Here is a 17,451-nt window from a genome sequence, read left to right on the forward strand (position 1 = left end):
GTGAGGGGCTTGCTGTGGAGAAGGGGGCTGTTGTTGTGAGGAGCCAGTTATGGTGAGCAGGTTTTTTGTGGTGAGCAGGCTTGCCCTGCGCTGGGCTGCGCAGCGGCCCCAATCCTTGGAATACGGTGTCAGCTGATCCTCCGAGGTGCCTGGTTTTGGGGCTGCTTCGCAGCCCAGCGCGGGCGGTGCGACGATTCGACAAGCCCGCTCACCACAACTGGCCCCCTCACCACAATAAGTCTATCCACGCCAAAATTCCCTTCACCATAAAACCTGGCTCATCACCTCCCCAGCGCCCCCGCCGAGCCATGCTTTTGCATACGCCGGATGAATGATCATCGCGGTCTGGCAGGTGCGGATCTATCCTCGATCCATCTCCCAACAATGACAAGATCGAGGTAGCCCATGCGTGAAGTAGTGATCGTCGACAGCGTGCGAACCGGCCTGGCCAAGTCCTTTCGCGGCAAGTTCAACCAGACCCGTCCCGATGACATGGCGGCCCATTGCGTCAACGCGCTGCTGAGCCGCAACGGCCTCGACCCGGCCAGTGTGGAAGACTGCATCGTCGGTGCCGGTTCCAACGAGGGCGCCCAGGGCTACAACATCGGGCGCAATGTGGCGGTGCTCTCGCAATTGGGCACCGGCACGGCAGGCATGACCCTCAACCGCTTCTGTTCCTCGGGGCTGCAGGCGATCGCGATCGCGGCCAACCAGATCGCTTCCGGCTGCAGCGACATCATCGTTGCCGGCGGCGTGGAGTCCATCAGCCTGACCATGAAAAGCGTCAACACCGATAACCTGATCAACCCGCTGCTCAAGGAGCAAGTGCCGGGCATCTACTTCCCCATGGGCCAGACCGCCGAGATCGTCGCGCGGCGCTACCACGTCAGCCGCGAAGCCCAGGACCTCTACGCCCTGCAAAGCCAGCAACGTACGGCCCAGGCCCAGGCGGACGGCTTGTTCGACGATGAAATCGTGGCCATGGCGGTCAAGTACAAAGTCGAAGACAAAAACACCGGCGCGGTGCAGATCCTTGACGGCGTGGTCGACCGTGACGACTGCAACCGTCCCGACACCACCCTGGAGAGCCTGGCCGGGTTGAAACCGGTATTTGCCGAAGACGGATCGGTGACGGCGGGCAACTCCTCGCAACTCTCCGACGGTGCCTCGATGACCCTGGTGATGAGCCTGGACAAGGCCCTGGAGCTGGGGCTCAAGCCCAAGGCGTTTTTCCGCGGCTTCGCCGTTGCCGGTTGCGAGCCGGACGAAATGGGCATCGGCCCGGTGTTCTCGGTGCCCAAGTTGCTCAAGGCCAAGGGCCTGCAAGTGGCGGACATCGACCTGTGGGAACTCAATGAGGCGTTCGCTTCGCAGTGCCTGTACGCACGGGATCGCCTGGAAATCGATAACGCCAAATACAACGTCAACGGTGGATCGATCTCCATCGGTCATCCGTTCGGCATGACAGGCTCGCGGCAAGTGGGGCATCTGGTGCGTGAGCTGCAACGGCGCAACCTGCGTTACGGCATCGTCACCATGTGCGTGGGCGGCGGCATGGGCGCCACCGGCTTGTTCGAAGCCGTGCGCTAAGCCACAGGTGGGAGGGGCGAGACCTCTCCCACTGTTAAACAGCACCGTATCCCTATGCGTGCGCTTGCCCCTAGAATGGCCGCTCCTCCACCTCTGGCATTTTTTGGGGCACTCATGCATATCTCTTCCGGCCGCTGGGTCTACGGTTTCTTCCTGACCCTGCTGACCGCGCTGCTCTGGGGCATTTTGCCGATCAAACTCAAGCAAGTATTGCAAGTGATGGACCCAATCACGGTGACCTGGTTTCGCCTGACGGTGGCCGGCAGTTGCCTGTTTGTTTACCTGGCCGCCACCAAGCGCTTGCCCAGTCGCAAGGTGTTGGGCCCCAAGGGCGGTTGGCTGGTGGCCATGGCGGTGTGCGGCCTGGTGGGCAACTACGTGTTGTATTTGGTGGGCCTCAAGCTGCTCAGCCCCGGCACGGCGCAATTAGTGGTGCAGATGGGTCCGATCTTTCTGATGATCGCCAGTGTGTTTGTGTTCAAAGAACGCTTCAGCCTGGGCCAGGTGATTGGCCTGGTGGTGCTGATCGTCGGGTTCGGGCTGTTCTTCAACCAGCGGCTGACGGAGTTGCTTACCTCCCTCGGCGCCTATACCGCCGGTGTACTGACGGTGCTGCTCGCCACCTCCATCTGGGTGTTCTACGCACTGGGCCAAAAGCAGTTGCTCACGGTGTGGAACTCGTTGCAGGTGATGATGGTGATTTACCTCTGCTGCGCCGTGCTGCTGACCCCCTGGGCGCATCCGCTGGAAGCCCTGCAACTGAGCCCGCTGCAAGGCTGGCTGCTGCTGGCGTGCTGCATGAACACCCTGGTGGCATATGGCGCGTTCGCAGAAGCCCTGGCCCATTGGGAGGCGTCGCGGGTCAGCGCGACCCTGGCGCTCACGCCCTTGGTGACCTTCGTCGCGGTGGCGCTGGCGGCGTGGCTGTGGCCCGACTATGTGCAGGCCGAAGAGATCAACGCCCTCGGCTATTTCGGCGCGGTGGTGGTGGTATTGGGCTCGGCGGCGGTTGCCCTGGCGCCGTCGTTGTTCGCCGGGCTCAAGGCCCGGCGATTGCGCATGGCGCCTTAATGCCCCGCCTCCAGCATGTTTTCCGGGCGCACCCACTGGTCGAACTCAGCGTCGGTGAGGTAGCCCAGGTCCAGCGCCGCTTGCCGTAGCGTCAGGCCCTCGGCGTACGCTTTCTTGGCGATCTGCGCCGACTTGTCGTAGCCGATATGCGGGTTCAGCGCAGTAACCAGCATCAAACCGCGTTCCAGGTGCTCGGCCATCTGCCCAGCATCCGGTTCAAGCCCGGCGATGCAATGCTCCTGGAAGTTGTTGCAGCCATCGGCCAGCAGGCGGATCGATTCGAGCAGGTTGTGGATGATCACCGGCTTGTACACGTTCAACTGCAAGTGCCCTTGGCTTGCTGCGATGCCGATGGTCACGTCGTTGCCCAGCACCTGGCACGCCAGCATCGACAACGCTTCGCACTGAGTGGGGTTGACCTTGCCCGGCATGATCGAACTGCCCGGTTCATTGGCCGGCAGTTTCACCTCGGCCAGCCCGGCGCGCGGGCCGGAGCCCAGCAGGCGCAGGTCGTTGGCAATTTTCATCAGCGCCACGGCCAGGGTTTTCAGCGCACCGTGCAAGGTCACCAGCGGCTCGTGGCCGGACAGCGCGGCAAACTTGTTGGGCGCGGTAACGAATGGCAACCCGGACAGCGCCGCCAGCTCGGAAGCCATTGCCTCGCCGAAACCCTGAGGGGAATTGAGCCCGGTGCCCACCGCCGTACCGCCCTGGGCCAGCTCGCACACGGCGGGCAGGGCGCTGCGGATAGCTCTTTCGGCATAGTCGAGCTGGGCGATGAACGCCGAGATCTCCTGACCGAAGGTGATCGGCGTGGCGTCCATCATATGGGTGCGGCCGGTCTTCACCAGGTTCATATGCCGCGCCGAGAGTTCCGCCAAGCCGCCGGACAGGTAGGTGATCGCCGGTAACAGTTGTTGATGCACCGCCTGCACGGTGGCGATGCTCATGGCTGTGGGGAAGCAGTCGTTGGAGCTTTGCGAGCGGTTCACATGGTCGTTGGGGTGGACCGGGCTCTTGCCGCCACGGGTCTTGCCGGACAGCTCGTTAGCGCGGCCGGCGATGACTTCGTTAGCGTTCATGTTGCTCTGGGTGCCGCTGCCGGTCTGCCACACCACCAGGGGGAATTGATCGTCGTGTTGACCGTCGAGCACCTCATCGGCGGCCTGTTCGATCAGGCGCGCGATGTCGGCGGGCAAGTCGCCATTGCGGTCGTTGACCCGCGCCGCGGCTTTCTTGATCAGGGCCAGGGCATGTAGAACCGCCAGGGGCATGCGTTGCTCGCCAATCGCGAAATTGACCAGCGAGCGCTGGGTCTGCGCACCCCAGTAGGCGTCATCAGGCACCTCTACGTCGCCCAGGCTGTCGGTTTCGATACGGCTCATCGTGCATCCTCCTTATCCAGTCGAGAGAGGTCAGTTTAGGCCCTGGGCACGCAGATGGGTTCCACAAACTTTCTTCACTGCGTCTGCGCCCCGCAAAACCAGGGCTGACAAGGGGTGGGGTTGAGCCGCGAGGTTTTTTAGGCGCAGAATGGTCGCCCTTGGGGTTTTACCTCGCCAGCTAGAAAGGAAACTCGATGACTCGTCTTCGTGCCATCTGTACCGCGGTTGCTCTGGTTTGCGCCAGCGGCCAGGTTTTTGCCGATACCGCCAGCCACAACGCCAGTGCCGAAGCCTTCCTGACCCTGGCCCATGCCGACAAGCTGGGTACCCCGGTGTACATGCAAGTGCAGCAAATGTTCGCCCAGCGTTTCGAGCAGACCAAGGCGCCCGCCGCCAAGCAATCGGTGCTCGACAGCTACCAGGCCAAGGCCAATGCCGCCCTGGACCAGGCCATCGGTTGGCCGAAGCTGAAACCGGACATGGTCAAGCTTTACACCACCAATTTCAGCGAATCCGAACTCAAGGACCTGGTCGCGTTCTACCAGTCGCCGTTGGGTAAGAAAGTCCTGGAGAAAATGCCGCAGCTGACCCAGCAATCGGCTCAGATGACCCAGGCCAAACTGGAAAGCGCCGTACCGGTGGTCAACAAGCTGTTGGAAGACATGACCAACGAGCTGACCCCAAAAGCCGCACCGGCCAAGAAGAAGTAAGCAGCAATGACTATGCAACAGCGTATCGAAACGGCGCTTGCCGCCCTGGCCCCGGATCACCTGAGCGTGCTGGACGAAAGCCATATGCACAGCCGTGGGTTGCAGACCCACTTCAAGGCCGTGTTGGTCAGCCAGCAGTTCGCCGGGCTTAACCGCGTCAAGCGCCATCAAAAGGTCTACGCCACATTGGGTGACCTGATGAGCGAGTTTCATGCGCTGGCGCTGCACACCTACACGCCCGAAGAATGGGCGACCATCGACGCAGCGCCGGCCTCGCCGACCTGCGCTGGCGGGCACGCGTAATGTGGCGGGCTTCAACCGGTGTTGACCGGTTGAAGCCCACATACCCGGCTACCGCCGCTCCCCGTTCAGGCTCCCTAGGCTCAGGTGACCATTGTGTCCTTGGAGTCATGAGTCATGCCTGCTTCACTTCATCGCAATACCCCCTCGCTGACGGCGTTCGACCCCCGTGGTCTGCCAGTGCGCAACGTCGCTTACCACCGTGCCAGTGCCGAGGATGCGCCCACGCCCCGCGTGCGACGTGCTGTCCACAGTGCTAACGGTTTTGTGCTGGAGCAGTGGGACCCGCGCCTGCAAACCCAACCCAACCAACGTTATCTCTACAGCCTGTCCGGCGCGGTAGTGCGGCGTCAGGACGTGGACGCCGGCCTGCGCCTGCTGCTGGCCGCGCCGTCCGGGCAGGTAGTGCAGGCGTGGGATGGGCGCGGCGCCCATCAGCAGCATGAGTACGATGCGCTGCTGCGTCCGGTGGCGGTGTTCGAGCAAGCCGCCACGGATGCGCAACCGCGTTGTGTCGAGCGGCTGGTCTACGCCGCGCCTACCGAAGAACATCGCGCCTTGAACCGCAATGGCCGCCTGCTGCGGCATGCCGACCCGGCGGGCACCCAGATGTTTGACGCGTACGGGATGGGGGGCCAGGTGCTCAGCCAGACCCGGCGTTTTTGCCAGCTCGGCGCTGACGTCGACTGGCCCCAGGCCGCCGCCGCCCAGGATGGGCTCCTGCAAAATCGGGCCTACACCACGCGTTGGCGGTTCGATGCGTTGGGTGCCACGCTGGAGCAGATCGACGCCAGGGGCAATAGCCGGCAGTTCCTGTATGGGGTCGATGGGCAATTGCAAACAAGCAGCCTCAGTTTCAAGGACGGCGCGCGCAAAGCCTTGATCGAGCGCTGCGTTTATAACGCCGCCGGCCAGCTGGAATCGGCGCTGCTGGGCAACGGGGTGAGCCGCCAGGCGCACTACGGCGTCGAGGATGGCCGCTTGCAACGCTTGACCGCGCAGCGCGCGGGGGAGACTTCGGCGCTTTTGCAGGACCTGCGCTACGCCTACGACCCGGTCGGCAACGTGGTCAGCCTGCTGGATCAGGCGCAACCGACGCAGTGGCACAGCAATACTCAAATCGAGGCCTCAAGTCACTATGCCTACGATTCGCTGTACCAGTTGATCCAGGCCACGGGGCGTGAAAGCGCGGTGGCGAGCATCGGCCCGGGTTTGCCGGCGCAAGTGTCTTTCGGCGCGACCGACAGCGGCCTGTGGCGCAATTACACCCAGCGCTATGAGTACGACGCCGCCGGCAACCTGACCCGGTTGCGCCATGCGCCGTCGACTGGCAGCGGTTACACACGCACCTTGCAGGTGGCGGATAACAGCAACCGTGGGCTGCGCGACGAAAGTTCGGCCCAGGGTTTTGATGCCAATGGCAACCAGCAATGGTTGGCGCGGGGCCAGCCGATGCATTGGAACGTGCGTAACCAATTGGCCAAGGTCACCCTCGTGCAACGCGAGGCCGAGCCCGACGATGAAGAAACCTACGTCTATGCCAGCGATGGTCAGCGCGCCCTCAAGCTTATCCATCGCCAAGTCGCCGGGCAGCGGCAAACGGCGCGAGTCTATTACTTGCCGGGCCTGGAGGTCCGCCACAGCCCGTCCCGTCAGTTGAATGTGCTGCGCGTCGAGGCGGGGCCATGCGCGGTCGAGGTGTTGCAATGGGAGCAGGGGCCGGAGGCGGGCGCCGGCCATGAAGCGTTGCGCTTTTGCCTGACGGACCATCAGTCCAGCCATACGCTGGAGCTGGACGAACAGGCGCAGTTGCTCAGTCAGGAGAGCTATTTTCCGTTTGGCGGCACGGCGTGGTGGGCGTCGCGCAATGCCTTGGAGGGGCACGAGAAAAGCCGGCGTTATTGCGGCAAAGAGCGCGATGCCAGCGGTTTGTACTATTACGGTTTTCGCTACTACGCGCCGTGGTTGCAGCGCTGGATCAACCCCGACCCGGCGGGCGCTGGCGACGGCTCGAACCCCTACCTGATGGCCAATAACAACCCCGTTACGTTTGTCGATGTGATGGGCCTTCAGCCGGCCGCCGCGGAAACCACACGCATAGTGGGCGGGCTGATCATCCTGTTGCTGTTTGCCTTGATGGGGCTGAGTGCCGGGACGTTGCACGGCGACGCGGCCAGCGGCGCAGCCGTGGGCGCGCTGATCGGAGGGCTGTTGTTCGGCGCCAGTCGTCTGCGCGGTTACCGTGAAATGCAACCCCAGGCCATGGCCAGGGCAGATGAGGAGGCCGAGCAACAGTTCGCCCGGTCGGTCACGGAACTGGCCCTCGACTTGGCCCAGCAGGCGGGTCTGAGCCACCAAGAAACAGAGCGGCTGGTCAACTTCGCGTATGAGCGCCGCCATGGTGAAGAGGGCGTTTCGATTTATTTGTCTGTGAAGGAAGACCGCGTATTGGGTTATGTGGGGCCGGTGGATAGAACCGGTCGGGTCGATACCTTGCTGACGGATACGCGTAACCCCGGCCCCGAGATGAGACGCATGGGGTTCAGCACCCTCGTGTTGCGTGGCCCCGCTCGGGCGTTGTCCCCCACTGGCGCTGCGCAAGGGGTGGCCGGCACCTTCGAGGTCGTCGCCACGACGCAGACGGCGAGCGGCGGGCGTGCGCGCCGAGGCCGACAGTCCAGCGCCGCAGTGCCGGGCATGGCGCCTTCGGGCAGCTCTGCCGCGCTGCCGGTGATGCGCATCGACAGCGCATCCGTGGCCGATATCGACCCCCGTAGCCGTGCCGGGCGCAGCATTGCCCTGACCCTCAGCCACCTGCGCGAACGTCGGTTTGGCGCGATTCACTGGCATCAGCACGACGATCGCCTGTGGTCGGCAGACCTGCACGGTTATGCCGCGACGCGCGGGCGTGGCGCCTACCGTTTGATGTTCAGGCACTTGGGCGGCAGCCACTATCGCGTGGAAGGCGTGCGTCAGCCCCACCGGCGCTGATGCCAGGCGTGGCTGCCAAGGACTTGTCCGGTCCCCTGGCAGCCGCGCGGCTCACGGCTCGGCGGTGTCGTTTTCATCCTCGCTGACCGTGTACCAGGCCCAATAGCTGCTGCGCGTGAGCGAACCGTTGGCGTTGAGCGTGCGCACCAGGCGGCCTGTTGCATCGTAGACGAGCTGGTCGCATACGCCGAAGTTGCGCAGTGACGCGTCGTCGATAAAACCAGGCCGGTCGGCGAAATACGGCCGGTATACGCGGATGGGCAAACCTTGCGGGTTGTATTCCACCCGTTCACTCACGCGCCAGCGCGGATCGGCGCTGACCTGCTGGAGGCGCTGGTTTTCCACGATTAATGTGCCGTCCGCCGCCACGGCGTGGGCAAGGCCGGGCTCGGTCTTCTGCTTGCTTTGTAATGCGCGACCCCAGCCGTCCCAATGGGTCAGCCGTTGGTGAATCTGCCTGGCTTGGTCGTCGGGGTAACGATCGGCCTGCAGCATCAGGCAGTGCACCGGCTCGCGTTGCGCCTGGTTGATCAAGCGGTACAGGGCCTGCTGTTCCTGGCTGGCGGCCGCGCCGATCTTTTTCAGACGCAGCCGGGCGGTGGCGCGGATCTGCCCGCCCGGCAGCAGGTAGTTCTGGCTCACCCATGATGGGCGCAGGTCGGCCTGGGCAACGGTGCCCATCCAACTGAATGGCGCATACACCCAGGCACTGGCGGCGCCGCCGAGTAAGGTCTCGGGCTTTTGGATCACCTGGGCCATCGGCAGCGCCTGCGTATGGCCGAGGGAGGACAACGACGCAAAGCCCACAGCTTTGCCAGCCTCCTGTCCGTGAATACTGCTGACCATTACCCGCCCGAAGCCGTCATAGCGCACCTCCTGCTGTGTGCCGTTGGGGTCCACCACCTTGACCGGCAGCAGCAGGCGGTAATCGTAAGTGGCCTGGGTCACGCAACCGTCTGCTTGGGTGATCTGGCTGACGTGACACCAATAGGGGTCGTAATCCAGCGTGGTTTCACCCGCATCCTCGGTCAGGCGCCAACTGCGCAGGCGGTAAAAGCGTTTGGCACTCAGGTAGCGGGGGAACTGCCGGCGTACCGACCACAGGCGCGGTGGCGCACTTCGTTCCGCCGCGTTGGCGAAAAAAAACACCGCCATGGGCTGGTAGCCCAGGTCCTGCAATTGGCGGTCGGTGTCCCAAGTCGGCTGGCCCGGCAGGCTGGGGATCTGCCTGTACGCAGCCAGGGCTTGGGGATCGAGTTCGGCAGTTTCCAGGTAGTCGCTGAGGGCTTGGAACGTGGCGCCCCCCGGCGCGAGGGTTTTGCCCTTGCCGCCCGGCTCGCGGTAGTGCTGTACCGACAAGCCACTGAGTTCACGCGGTGCTTGCGGCCCCAGCGGCCCGCTGTGGCGGTCGATAAAGCGTTCATAGCGCACGGCCGCATCCGTGAGGCCGTGCGCCGCTTCGCCCTTGGGCAAAGTCCAGGTATTGGTGCGATGGCGATAGGGCAGGGCCAGGCGCCATTGATCCGGTTGATCGTGATGAATCCACTGGCTCAGGGTTTCGCTCAGGTAATAACGCTGTTGCGCGCTGTCGTGGGTATCCCGCCACCATTGTTGGGCGTGGGGATCGGTGAGGTGTGCCGGCGGCGTGTCGTCGGCGGTTTTTCGCCGCGCGTGGTGCACCGTGACGCTGTGCACCGGGCAACCATAGGCGTCCCAGCGCAGGTTGAGTTGGTGTTGGCACACCGGATCGTCGCGCACCTGTTCGTAGCGGCACTCCACGCTCTCCAGCCTCAGCGGCAACAGCCGTGCCCAGGGCTGTGCGCCGTGTGCGGGGGCCAGGCGGCGCACCAGATAGCGATGCTGCTGCACGGAAAACGGCACGCCGTCGGCGGCATCCAGCGCAAACAGTTCCTCCCGCAGTGGCAGGCCCCTGAGCGCATAGGCGGCCTCGCGCCGTTCCTGGAGCGTGGGGGCCGTGATCAGGCGGTCTTGGTGGTCGGTGGGCTGCGCCGTGTTGGGCGTGATGGGCTGCCCGAGTAAGGTCGGGCCCAGGGTGATTTCGTCAGGGTCGTGGGTGCTGTAGCCGTCGCGGGGCATGTCGAGCGCCTGGCCGGTGTGGAACCAGCGCTTGCTCAGCAAACCGCCGACGGGGAGGTCGCTGTCCCGCTTCAGTACCAGGCCGAAGCCGTGGAATGCACGTTCGTCGGCGGCGTAATACGCCTGTCGATAGCTCAAGTGCTGTGTCAGCGTGTTACCGGTGATCTCGTCGTGCTGCATGTGCTGTTTGACCACGTCCAAAGTGAACGGCAACCGACTGACGGGACGCGTTCCGGCGTCCTCAAGCTCCTTTTTCTCGTCCAGCCATTCCTGGGCGCTGCTGCGGTATCTCACCTGGGCCACCGTGCCCAGGTTATTGCACGTATAACGCAGCAGTCCCGGTTTGGCGTCGAAAAAGTCGTAGATCCAGTGACGCGGACGCGGGTGCATGACGCTGATGACCAGGCTGACAAAACCCTGCCCGCGTACATCCGCCAGGCTGACCTGACAGCGTTCGTCGTGCTGCACCCCGGCAGGCCAGGGCAACAGCAACGGCGTGGCGGCGAACCCATTGCCGCTTCGGTTAAGGTAAATGCGCACGGCATCGGGGGTCAGGTACAGCAGGTCGCTGGCGACGCAGCCGTCCAAGTCGGCGAGCAACACATTGGCCGGGTTGAACGCGCTATGCCGGAACGGCAGCGTGGCCAGCACCCGGCCCTTGCCGAAGCGGCCACGGCCCAGGTTGGGCCAGCACTTGATCTCGTCGTGGCGGATGCGCACCAGGTGCGGCTGACCGCTGCCGAGCACATCGCTGAAGCCCACCCAATCGCTGGGTGATGGGCTCAATGAAGGCAAGTCATCGTCCTCGACCACATGCGCCACCTCGATGCCGGCGGCAAACCCCTCGGTTTGTCGATGAGCATACAGGCGCACGCTGCGCGGACCCACCAACGCCAGGTCGGCCAAGCCGCTGCCCATCAAGTCGGCGAACACCGCGTCGCGGTGCAGCAACTCCACGGGCAATGCCTCGAAAGGGATAAAACGCGCTTCGTCCGGGTGCGGGTCAAGCCGGAAAAAACCACGCATGCCCGGTTGCGCCGTAACCCACTCCGGGCGGCCGTCGCCATCCACATCCAGCAACGCCTGGACGCGCGGGCGCGACGGCCCGACTTCCGGTTTGACCGGCAACGTCTGGGCCGGGCCGTAACCGACGGCATCGGCGTCGGCGGCGTCCACGGCCCGCACGGGCGCGCGGTAATACCAGGCGTGGTCAGTGCGGTATACCAACCCCGGCACGCCTTCGCCGTAGAGGTCGAGCAACTGGTATCCATGGCCGGGGAACGCCTCAAACGGTCGATAACGTGTGCTGTCCAGCTTCAATGCGACGCTCTGGTACAGGTATTCCTGGGGCGGTTGATAGCTGAGCGTGCCGTGGGCATCCACCGCCTGCTCGTGGGTGGCCATCAGCTGGGTCAAGCCATTGCGGCCGACGTGATGTTCGAGCAGCAGGCGTTTGACCAGCACTGGGTCGGGCCCCATGCCTGGCTCGTCGGGGAACGCGTGAAACATCAGGATTTGTCGACACAGGCGCAACGTGCGCTGTTCAAAACCGTAGGCGTAGCGGGAAAACGGGTCCTGGCGCACGGCCCAGTCAGTGGTCGGCGCATAGGTAGGCACCTGGTCGAAAGCGGCGCTGCGCTGCCCATAGTCGAATACCAGATGAAAGTGCCAGGCTTGGCGCGAGAGGTCGTCGGTCTTGAACAGGTACGGCGTGGCTTTTTCCCGGGCGTTGACGTTGCCGTAATACACACTGTGCAGATAGCGCTGGGCTCGGCTGTCATGGGGGAATGTGCGGGTATCGGTTTCGGCCTGATAGCGATAGCCGATATGTTCGCCGTGCGCATTGAGGCTTTCCTCCAGCAGCCATTGCGCCACATGCGTGGGGTGTTCGGGGTCGGCAATGCGCGCCGCGAGGGTTTTGCCGTACAGGTGCTGGCTGCCGTCGCTGGCCTGCACCCGCCAGAAGCCGGCGGGGTCGAGGGCCGAGTACCAATGTTCGATGCGCGCGAAGTCGCTTTCCACCCTGGGGAAGTGGCGGGTAACGGTGTAAGTCGTGCCCAGCGCCTGTTGATTGAAGGTGTCGCGCTGGGTCTGCACCGGCGTGCCGTTGGCGTCGCACTCGGGCATCCATGCCTGGGCGTCCGGCCCCAGCAGGGTGTCGGCCTCGGTGTAACTCGGCACGGCACGCCGGGTGCAACGGGTCACGGCCGCGACGTTGACGTCCCAACCGAAGCCGAACGCACTGTTGCCGGCGTTGCTACGGTAGGTGAGGGCGAGTGCCGGTGCGTAGCCGCGACCGGGGCTGATCGGCAGCGCGATCTCCAGGCGCGCGACACCGTCGGCGCCGACAGGCGCCCAGCCCTTGGCGGCGCCTGGTGGCGTGCCGCTGTTGGGCAGCGCCGGCAGTTGGATAGGTGATGAATTAGCGGGGGTACTCATGCGTCGCTCCTGGCCGGTCGGGCGGTGTAGCGCACATGCACAATGATGTCGGTGATCGATTCCAGCAGGTCTTTTTGGCGTTGCGGATGGGGAAAATCCAGGCGCCAGGAGGACACGGCACCGGTGTATTCGAACGGCAGGTAGCGCGGGTCGTTATCGAAGTCGAGGCTGAACTGGCCGTTGTCGTCCAGCCCCCGCGACAACGCGATCTGCTGGCGCGCGCGCCATTCGGTACGCGGGCCGCCACCGGCGCTATCCACTTCGTTGCGGGTTTGGGTCAGGGTGGCCTTGATGTCCTCGTAGGGCCCCAGGGTGCCGGGCAATGACAGGCTGATCTGCTTGATGCGGCGCAAGGTGTGGCCGGGGTAATCCTCATCGAACAACGCTCTGGTCAGCTCGAAACACAAAGTGCCGTGCTGCACCAGCGCGGCTTTGTGATCGGCCCAGGTCTTGGTGGGCAAGGTGTTCGGGCTTAACTGCGGGACCATCACCCCGCACTCGATCAGGCGATGGCGCAGCGACACGGTTTTGCTGATCTCCAGCTCCCTTGGCGTGTGTTGCAGGTACGCCGCATTCATGCGTAGCAGGTTCAACTTCAAGGCTTCGGCGCTCAGCAAGCCGTGGTGGGCCTGGCGCCAACTGTCTGCTGAAAAGAACGTGCGCTGTTCGGCGGTTTCGTACTGCCAGCACGCTTCGGCGGCCAGGCACAGTGATTGGGCGCTGTCATGCAGGGCGTAATAGAAAGTGCCCAACTGTGTATTGAGCCACTCATACAGCTGGGCCCGGGCGGTGCGGGTGCTCAGCAGTTGATAGGTCGACTGGGCCTGGGCCAGGGCCGTCTGGGCACTGCGCAGGTGCAGGCGGGTGGCTTTTTCCTGTTCGGCCTGGGTATGCAGCAATGCGTCGATCTGCGCCAGTTCCAGGCGCGCTTGTTGCTCGGCATGGGCCCAGTCCTGGGCGCGCCGGTTGAACTGCTCGGTGCGCTCCAGCTCGTTGGCGTTGGCGCGGGCAGCGTTGGCCTCGCCCTGGGCGAACGCCTGATAGCCTTGAAACAATCCCTCAAAACGCATGCCGCCAAAGGCGGTGCCGAAAATGTTCGGCGCCAGCATGGCGGCACCGGCGCCCATGCCGGCGATGGCCACTTTGCGCTCCCAGGCGGCGCTTTCGAGGTACTGCTGGCCGGCGGCGATTTCACCGGCGCTGATGCCTTCGTTGAGCCGTTGGGTCAGGAAGTCCAGGCGCCCCTTGATCACCGCACGGCTGTGCAGCAAGGCTTGGCGGTTTTTTTCGTCGATCGCCAGCGCCTGGGTATGCTGGGTCACCACCAGGCTGGCCAGCTCCCAAGCCTGCTGTTGTTGCACGTCGAGCAGGTGCGCCTGCTCTTTGCGTTCGATCAGCGCCAGCAGCGTGGTGCCGAACTGTGCCAGGCTGTCGACCGCATTCATGGCGTGCCCGGCTATGACCTGGAAGCGGTAGTGGCCGACTTCCGGGCGCGTCGTCAAAGGTGCCTCGGCGCCACCCATGGCACTGTGCGCCGCCCGCGCGAGCAGCGCGGCAGGCGCTAAAGGCGCGGCGAACAACGACGGGCGCAACGGCTTGCCGGTGATGTCCAAGTGGGTGCGCAAGCCGTGCAGGCGAGCGTCCAGAGTGTCCCAACGCGCCACCTGTTGCGGGCTTAAAGGACGTTGCAGGTAGGGGCTGTCCATAAGCCAGGCGCGCTGGCCGAAGGTGACACACTGGCGCGACAACGAGCGCAAGTACTCCGGTTGGTGCTCCAGCGCGCGTATGGCCAGCGCTGCGGTACTGGCCAGGTCACCGAGGGCGCGCGGGGTCCAAGTATCGGCGCGGGTCAGCGTCGGGCGCGTGCCCAGCAGGTGCTGCGCCTGGCGGTACCAGAGCTTGGCTTCGGCCAGGCTGTCGGGGCTTAACTGACGATAGGCCGCGTCGCCGCGGTTGATCAGGATATCCACATGGAGCAAATGCAATGCCTTGCGCAGGTAACGCGGAAAACTCAGGGCCAGCTCATGGGGCTGCTCGGGCTGCATGCAGGCGTAACTCAGCTCCACAGGGGCGGCTGTCAGCGCGCTCAGTGTGCCGGTATGCGGCTGGCGAGGGTTGTATAGCCCGTGCAGCCAACGTTCTGCTTCGGCGTATTGCTGTTGCCGGTTGAGCTGATGGGCGATGGTCCACGGCACGTAGATCAACAGCTCCCGCAGGTACTGGCCGTGCGCTCCGTGGAAGTCCGCCGATTGCGCTGCAACCCCGTCAACCGCTGTGAAACCACAGGCAAGCGGCGGATCAAGCGCGGCCGTGGCGGTCTTGAACAGTTGGCTGGCGAGGCGGCTGTTCAGTGGGATCGCCGGCAGCGACGGTTTGAGGCTCGCGGAAAAGTCGAGGACTTCGAGGCGCTCCCCGCTTTCCTCGCGCAGGGAGCTGATCCGCGGGGAACGGGCCGGTTGGGTAACGCTCAGGGAGTGGCTGAGGGTGCAGGTGACGGCCTTGAACGCATACCCCAGCACCCGTGCGCCATCCTCTTGGCTCTCCAGGGTAATCACGCCGTGGATCACCGTGACCGCCGAGGACGGTTGCCCGCTGGGCAGTTTGATCCGTGTGGTCGTGACGTGCCCGACCGGCAACTCCGGTGCCGAGCCGGCCAGGCTTTCGTGTTCGCTGTCGGTGAAGTTAAGGATCTGCGCAGTGTTGTTGCTGATCGCGTGCGGGGTGGGCCGGTCCTTGAGCCGGGACTGCATGATGACGTGGCGATAAAGCCGGATGGGCATCGACGCGCTGCTGTACACCAATCGCAAGTCATTCACGAAGTGCAGTTTTTTGCTGGAGGATTGATCGCCCGGCAGGCCGTAGTCACTGTAGCGGTCGAGGATTGCCAGCACGTTGTCCTGCGCATGGGCATATAAATGCAGGAAGGCATTCTTGGCGATGAATTTGCCTTCCAGCGAATACTCGGTGACGTTCTTGGTCCCGTCTTGCCCGGCGCGCCAATCCTGAGCGGCCTTCGCTTGGCCCGTCAGGGTGAGCAACAGGCTGCCTTTGTCATAGATGGCATTGGCGAAGGTCTTGCCGGTCTTGGGGTTTTTGAAAAACATCGCGTAGTGCGTGACGTCGACGTCCGAGACGATCGTGCTGTCCAGGATGATGGCCGAGCCCTCGCTCAATTCGACATCGGCCATGGCCGAATCGTGCATGGCTGATTCGGTGACCAAGGTAATGCTCGCTTCGGCATGCCGGGTTTTGAGGGTGACCTTGTAGGTCTGCAAAAAGCGCTTGGCGGTTTTCGAGGTGAATACTACTTCGTTGGTGATCGGGTCGAATGTGGTGCTGATGCTGTCGGCGTCGAGGATGTCTTGGCTTCTGGCTTCGAAATCCCAGGTTTTCAAAGGGGCCTGGGGCGAGCCTTCAGGTGTCAGGGTCAGCACGGGCTCGGTGTAGTCATCCGTTAGGCTGGCCTTGAATTGCAGGCTGTCCTTGTTGATGTCGAAGAACAACCCGAAGTAACGGTGGGCGAATGGCGGCAGCAAGGCGCTGGAAAACACATTGGCTTCGTCGAGCCCTCCGAGCAGGGCGGTCTGCAACGGTGTGTTCTGCGTGGACTCGTAAGCCTCCAGCAGACGGATGGTTTCCAGCGCAACGGCCGAGCCCGGCACGATCTTGTAACGCCCCGGGCTGCCGGCGGACGCCACCACCTTGACGTCCAGTGCCTGATCGACACTGATGGCTTGAAAGAACTCCCCCGGCTGTTCGCCGCCATGGTTCAACGTGTTGGCGCGTATACCCAGGAACAGACTTTGGGGGCTGCGACTGTCGACCACCGCAATGGTTTGGGTGATGCGCTTGAGTTGTTCGGGGGTGAGCGCATTGATCCCGCGTGTGACGCAATGTTCCTCCAGTCCCACCTGGGGAAGGTTCCAACTGCCGTCGCGTTTTTGATAGGAAAAACACAGGCGCAACTTCACGAAGCGGCTGTTGAGCCATTCGGCGTGGCGCTGTTTATCATCGTCGTCCCCGTCTTCGCCATTGTCGTTTACCGGGCCGTGCACGGCGTGATACGGCGCGGGTTTGATGCACTCGGCCCATACGATAAACAGGCGCTGATTGAACAGCACCGGCCGCACACTGTGGGCCGGAATGTCGGCGGAAAACGTCAGGTTGATCGGCTTCCAATCGCTCCATGCCCGAGGCGCGGGTGCCCTGGGGTTGGCGCTGGAGCGTTTGGACAGGTCCAGCGAGCGCCAGTAATAGAGGTCGTCGCTGACCGACTTGCCGACAAAGTAATAGGTGCTGGTGTCCAGTTGTCGCACGTCGCCATCGATGTAGCCGTTGAGGGTCTGTAAGCGCGCGATGTGTTCGAACCGTGCCAGGTAACCTTGCACGGCGCTTTGCACCGTGGCCGGTTGCAGCCGGTGCTGGTTGAGGTCGTTTTCCAGTTGCTCGAAGCTGGCGCTCTTGTCCTCGCGCAGCGTGGGGTCGAGGAAGTGGTGGGGCTGGTAACGCAGTTGCTGACTGGCGCTCCACAGCGGGTAGGTGCGCAGGCTGTCTTGCCAAGCGCGCGCTTCGTCAGGCAACGGGCCCTGTGTTTCGTAGCCCGGTTCCAGCCCGCCCAGGATGCGGTTGATGTAGTGCTGCAGGCTGGTGATCGCACTGGCCACCGGGCTGCTCGGCACGGCCTGGCTGACCTGCACATCCAGCAGCCAATAGTCGTACAGATCCTCTGGGGTACGCAGGGTGGTTTTCAACGGGGCGCTGATGCAATGCGCCAGGTAGAAGCCGAGCATGGCATCGCGGCGGGCTTCGTTGAGACGGTGTTCGAGGGGCTCAGACATAGTCGTTCCTTGAGTCCGGGTGGGAAGCGG

The 17,451-nt window shown here is 63.7% G+C and carries 8 protein-coding genes; 5 read left to right on the top strand and 3 right to left on the bottom strand.

Annotated elements, in window-relative coordinates:
- Positions 1–405 precede the first annotated feature (405 nt).
- Both K1567_RS25355 and K1567_RS25360 read left to right on the top strand, forming a co-directional pair.
- Positions 406–1,590: a thiolase family protein gene (locus K1567_RS25355; RefSeq protein WP_034114632.1), complete on the top strand. Its 1,185-nt coding sequence runs from the start codon at positions 406–408 to the stop codon at positions 1,588–1,590.
- Between the two features lie 114 nt (positions 1,591–1,704).
- On the top strand, positions 1,705–2,661 hold the full coding sequence (locus tag K1567_RS25360) for a DMT family transporter (protein WP_034099309.1): 957 nt from the start codon (positions 1,705–1,707) through the stop codon (positions 2,659–2,661).
- Here the strand turns inward: K1567_RS25360 and K1567_RS25365 are convergent.
- The gene (locus K1567_RS25365; RefSeq protein WP_034099307.1) at positions 2,658–4,046 is read right to left on the bottom strand and encodes a class II fumarate hydratase; all 1,389 of its coding nucleotides are present in this window, start codon (positions 4,044–4,046) and stop codon (positions 2,658–2,660) included. The genes K1567_RS25360 and K1567_RS25365 overlap by 4 nt on opposite strands.
- 194 nt (positions 4,047–4,240) lie before the next feature.
- On the opposite strand from K1567_RS25365, the gene K1567_RS25370 reads away from it, so the two are divergent.
- From K1567_RS25370 to K1567_RS25380, 3 genes are all read left to right on the top strand, one after another.
- Positions 4,241–4,756 carry a DUF2059 domain-containing protein gene (locus tag K1567_RS25370; protein ID WP_032885944.1) on the top strand — a complete coding sequence of 172 codons (516 nt, stop codon included), beginning with the start codon at positions 4,241–4,243 and terminating at the stop codon, positions 4,754–4,756.
- Positions 4,757–4,762: 6 nt separating this feature from the next.
- Positions 4,763–5,059: a BolA family transcriptional regulator gene (locus K1567_RS25375; RefSeq protein WP_034099304.1), complete on the top strand. Its 297-nt coding sequence runs from the start codon at positions 4,763–4,765 to the stop codon at positions 5,057–5,059.
- 114 nt (positions 5,060–5,173) lie between these two features.
- Complete coding sequence (locus tag K1567_RS25380; protein WP_169868978.1) at positions 5,174–8,047, top strand: RHS repeat-associated core domain-containing protein; 2,874 nt, start codon at positions 5,174–5,176, stop codon at positions 8,045–8,047.
- 51 nt (positions 8,048–8,098) lie between these two features.
- Here K1567_RS25380 and K1567_RS25385 read toward each other — a convergent pair whose 3' ends face one another.
- Positions 8,099–12,583, bottom strand: a complete 4,485-nt coding sequence (locus tag K1567_RS25385; RefSeq protein ID WP_220698967.1) for a SpvB/TcaC N-terminal domain-containing protein — start codon at positions 12,581–12,583, stop codon at positions 8,099–8,101.
- Positions 12,580–17,421 carry a neuraminidase-like domain-containing protein gene (locus K1567_RS25390; RefSeq protein WP_220698968.1) on the bottom strand — a complete coding sequence of 1,614 codons (4,842 nt, stop codon included), beginning with the start codon at positions 17,419–17,421 and terminating at the stop codon, positions 12,580–12,582. Before K1567_RS25390 ends, K1567_RS25385 begins: the two co-directional genes overlap by 4 nt.
- Positions 17,422–17,451: the final 30 nt, after the last annotated feature.

This window comes from Pseudomonas sp. S5F11 (assembly GCF_019641515.1).
In the GTDB taxonomy this organism is placed as follows: Bacteria; Pseudomonadota; Gammaproteobacteria; order Pseudomonadales; family Pseudomonadaceae; genus Aquipseudomonas; species Aquipseudomonas rhodesiae.

Coding starts and splice junctions, on each gene's coding strand:
- K1567_RS25385 (WP_220698967.1), bottom strand. CDS start 12,583: ATGAGTACCCCCGCTAATTCATCACCTATCCAACTGCCGGCGCTGCCC.
- K1567_RS25390 (WP_220698968.1), bottom strand. CDS start 17,421: ATGTCTGAGCCCCTCGAACACCGTCTCAACGAAGCCCGCCGCGATGCC.
- K1567_RS25360 (WP_034099309.1), top strand. CDS start 1,705: ATGCATATCTCTTCCGGCCGCTGGGTCTACGGTTTCTTCCTGACCCTG.
- K1567_RS25370 (WP_032885944.1), top strand. CDS start 4,241: ATGACTCGTCTTCGTGCCATCTGTACCGCGGTTGCTCTGGTTTGCGCC.
- K1567_RS25365 (WP_034099307.1), bottom strand. CDS start 4,046: ATGAGCCGTATCGAAACCGACAGCCTGGGCGACGTAGAGGTGCCTGAT.
- K1567_RS25380 (WP_169868978.1), top strand. CDS start 5,174: ATGCCTGCTTCACTTCATCGCAATACCCCCTCGCTGACGGCGTTCGAC.
- K1567_RS25355 (WP_034114632.1), top strand. CDS start 406: ATGCGTGAAGTAGTGATCGTCGACAGCGTGCGAACCGGCCTGGCCAAG.
- K1567_RS25375 (WP_034099304.1), top strand. CDS start 4,763: ATGACTATGCAACAGCGTATCGAAACGGCGCTTGCCGCCCTGGCCCCG.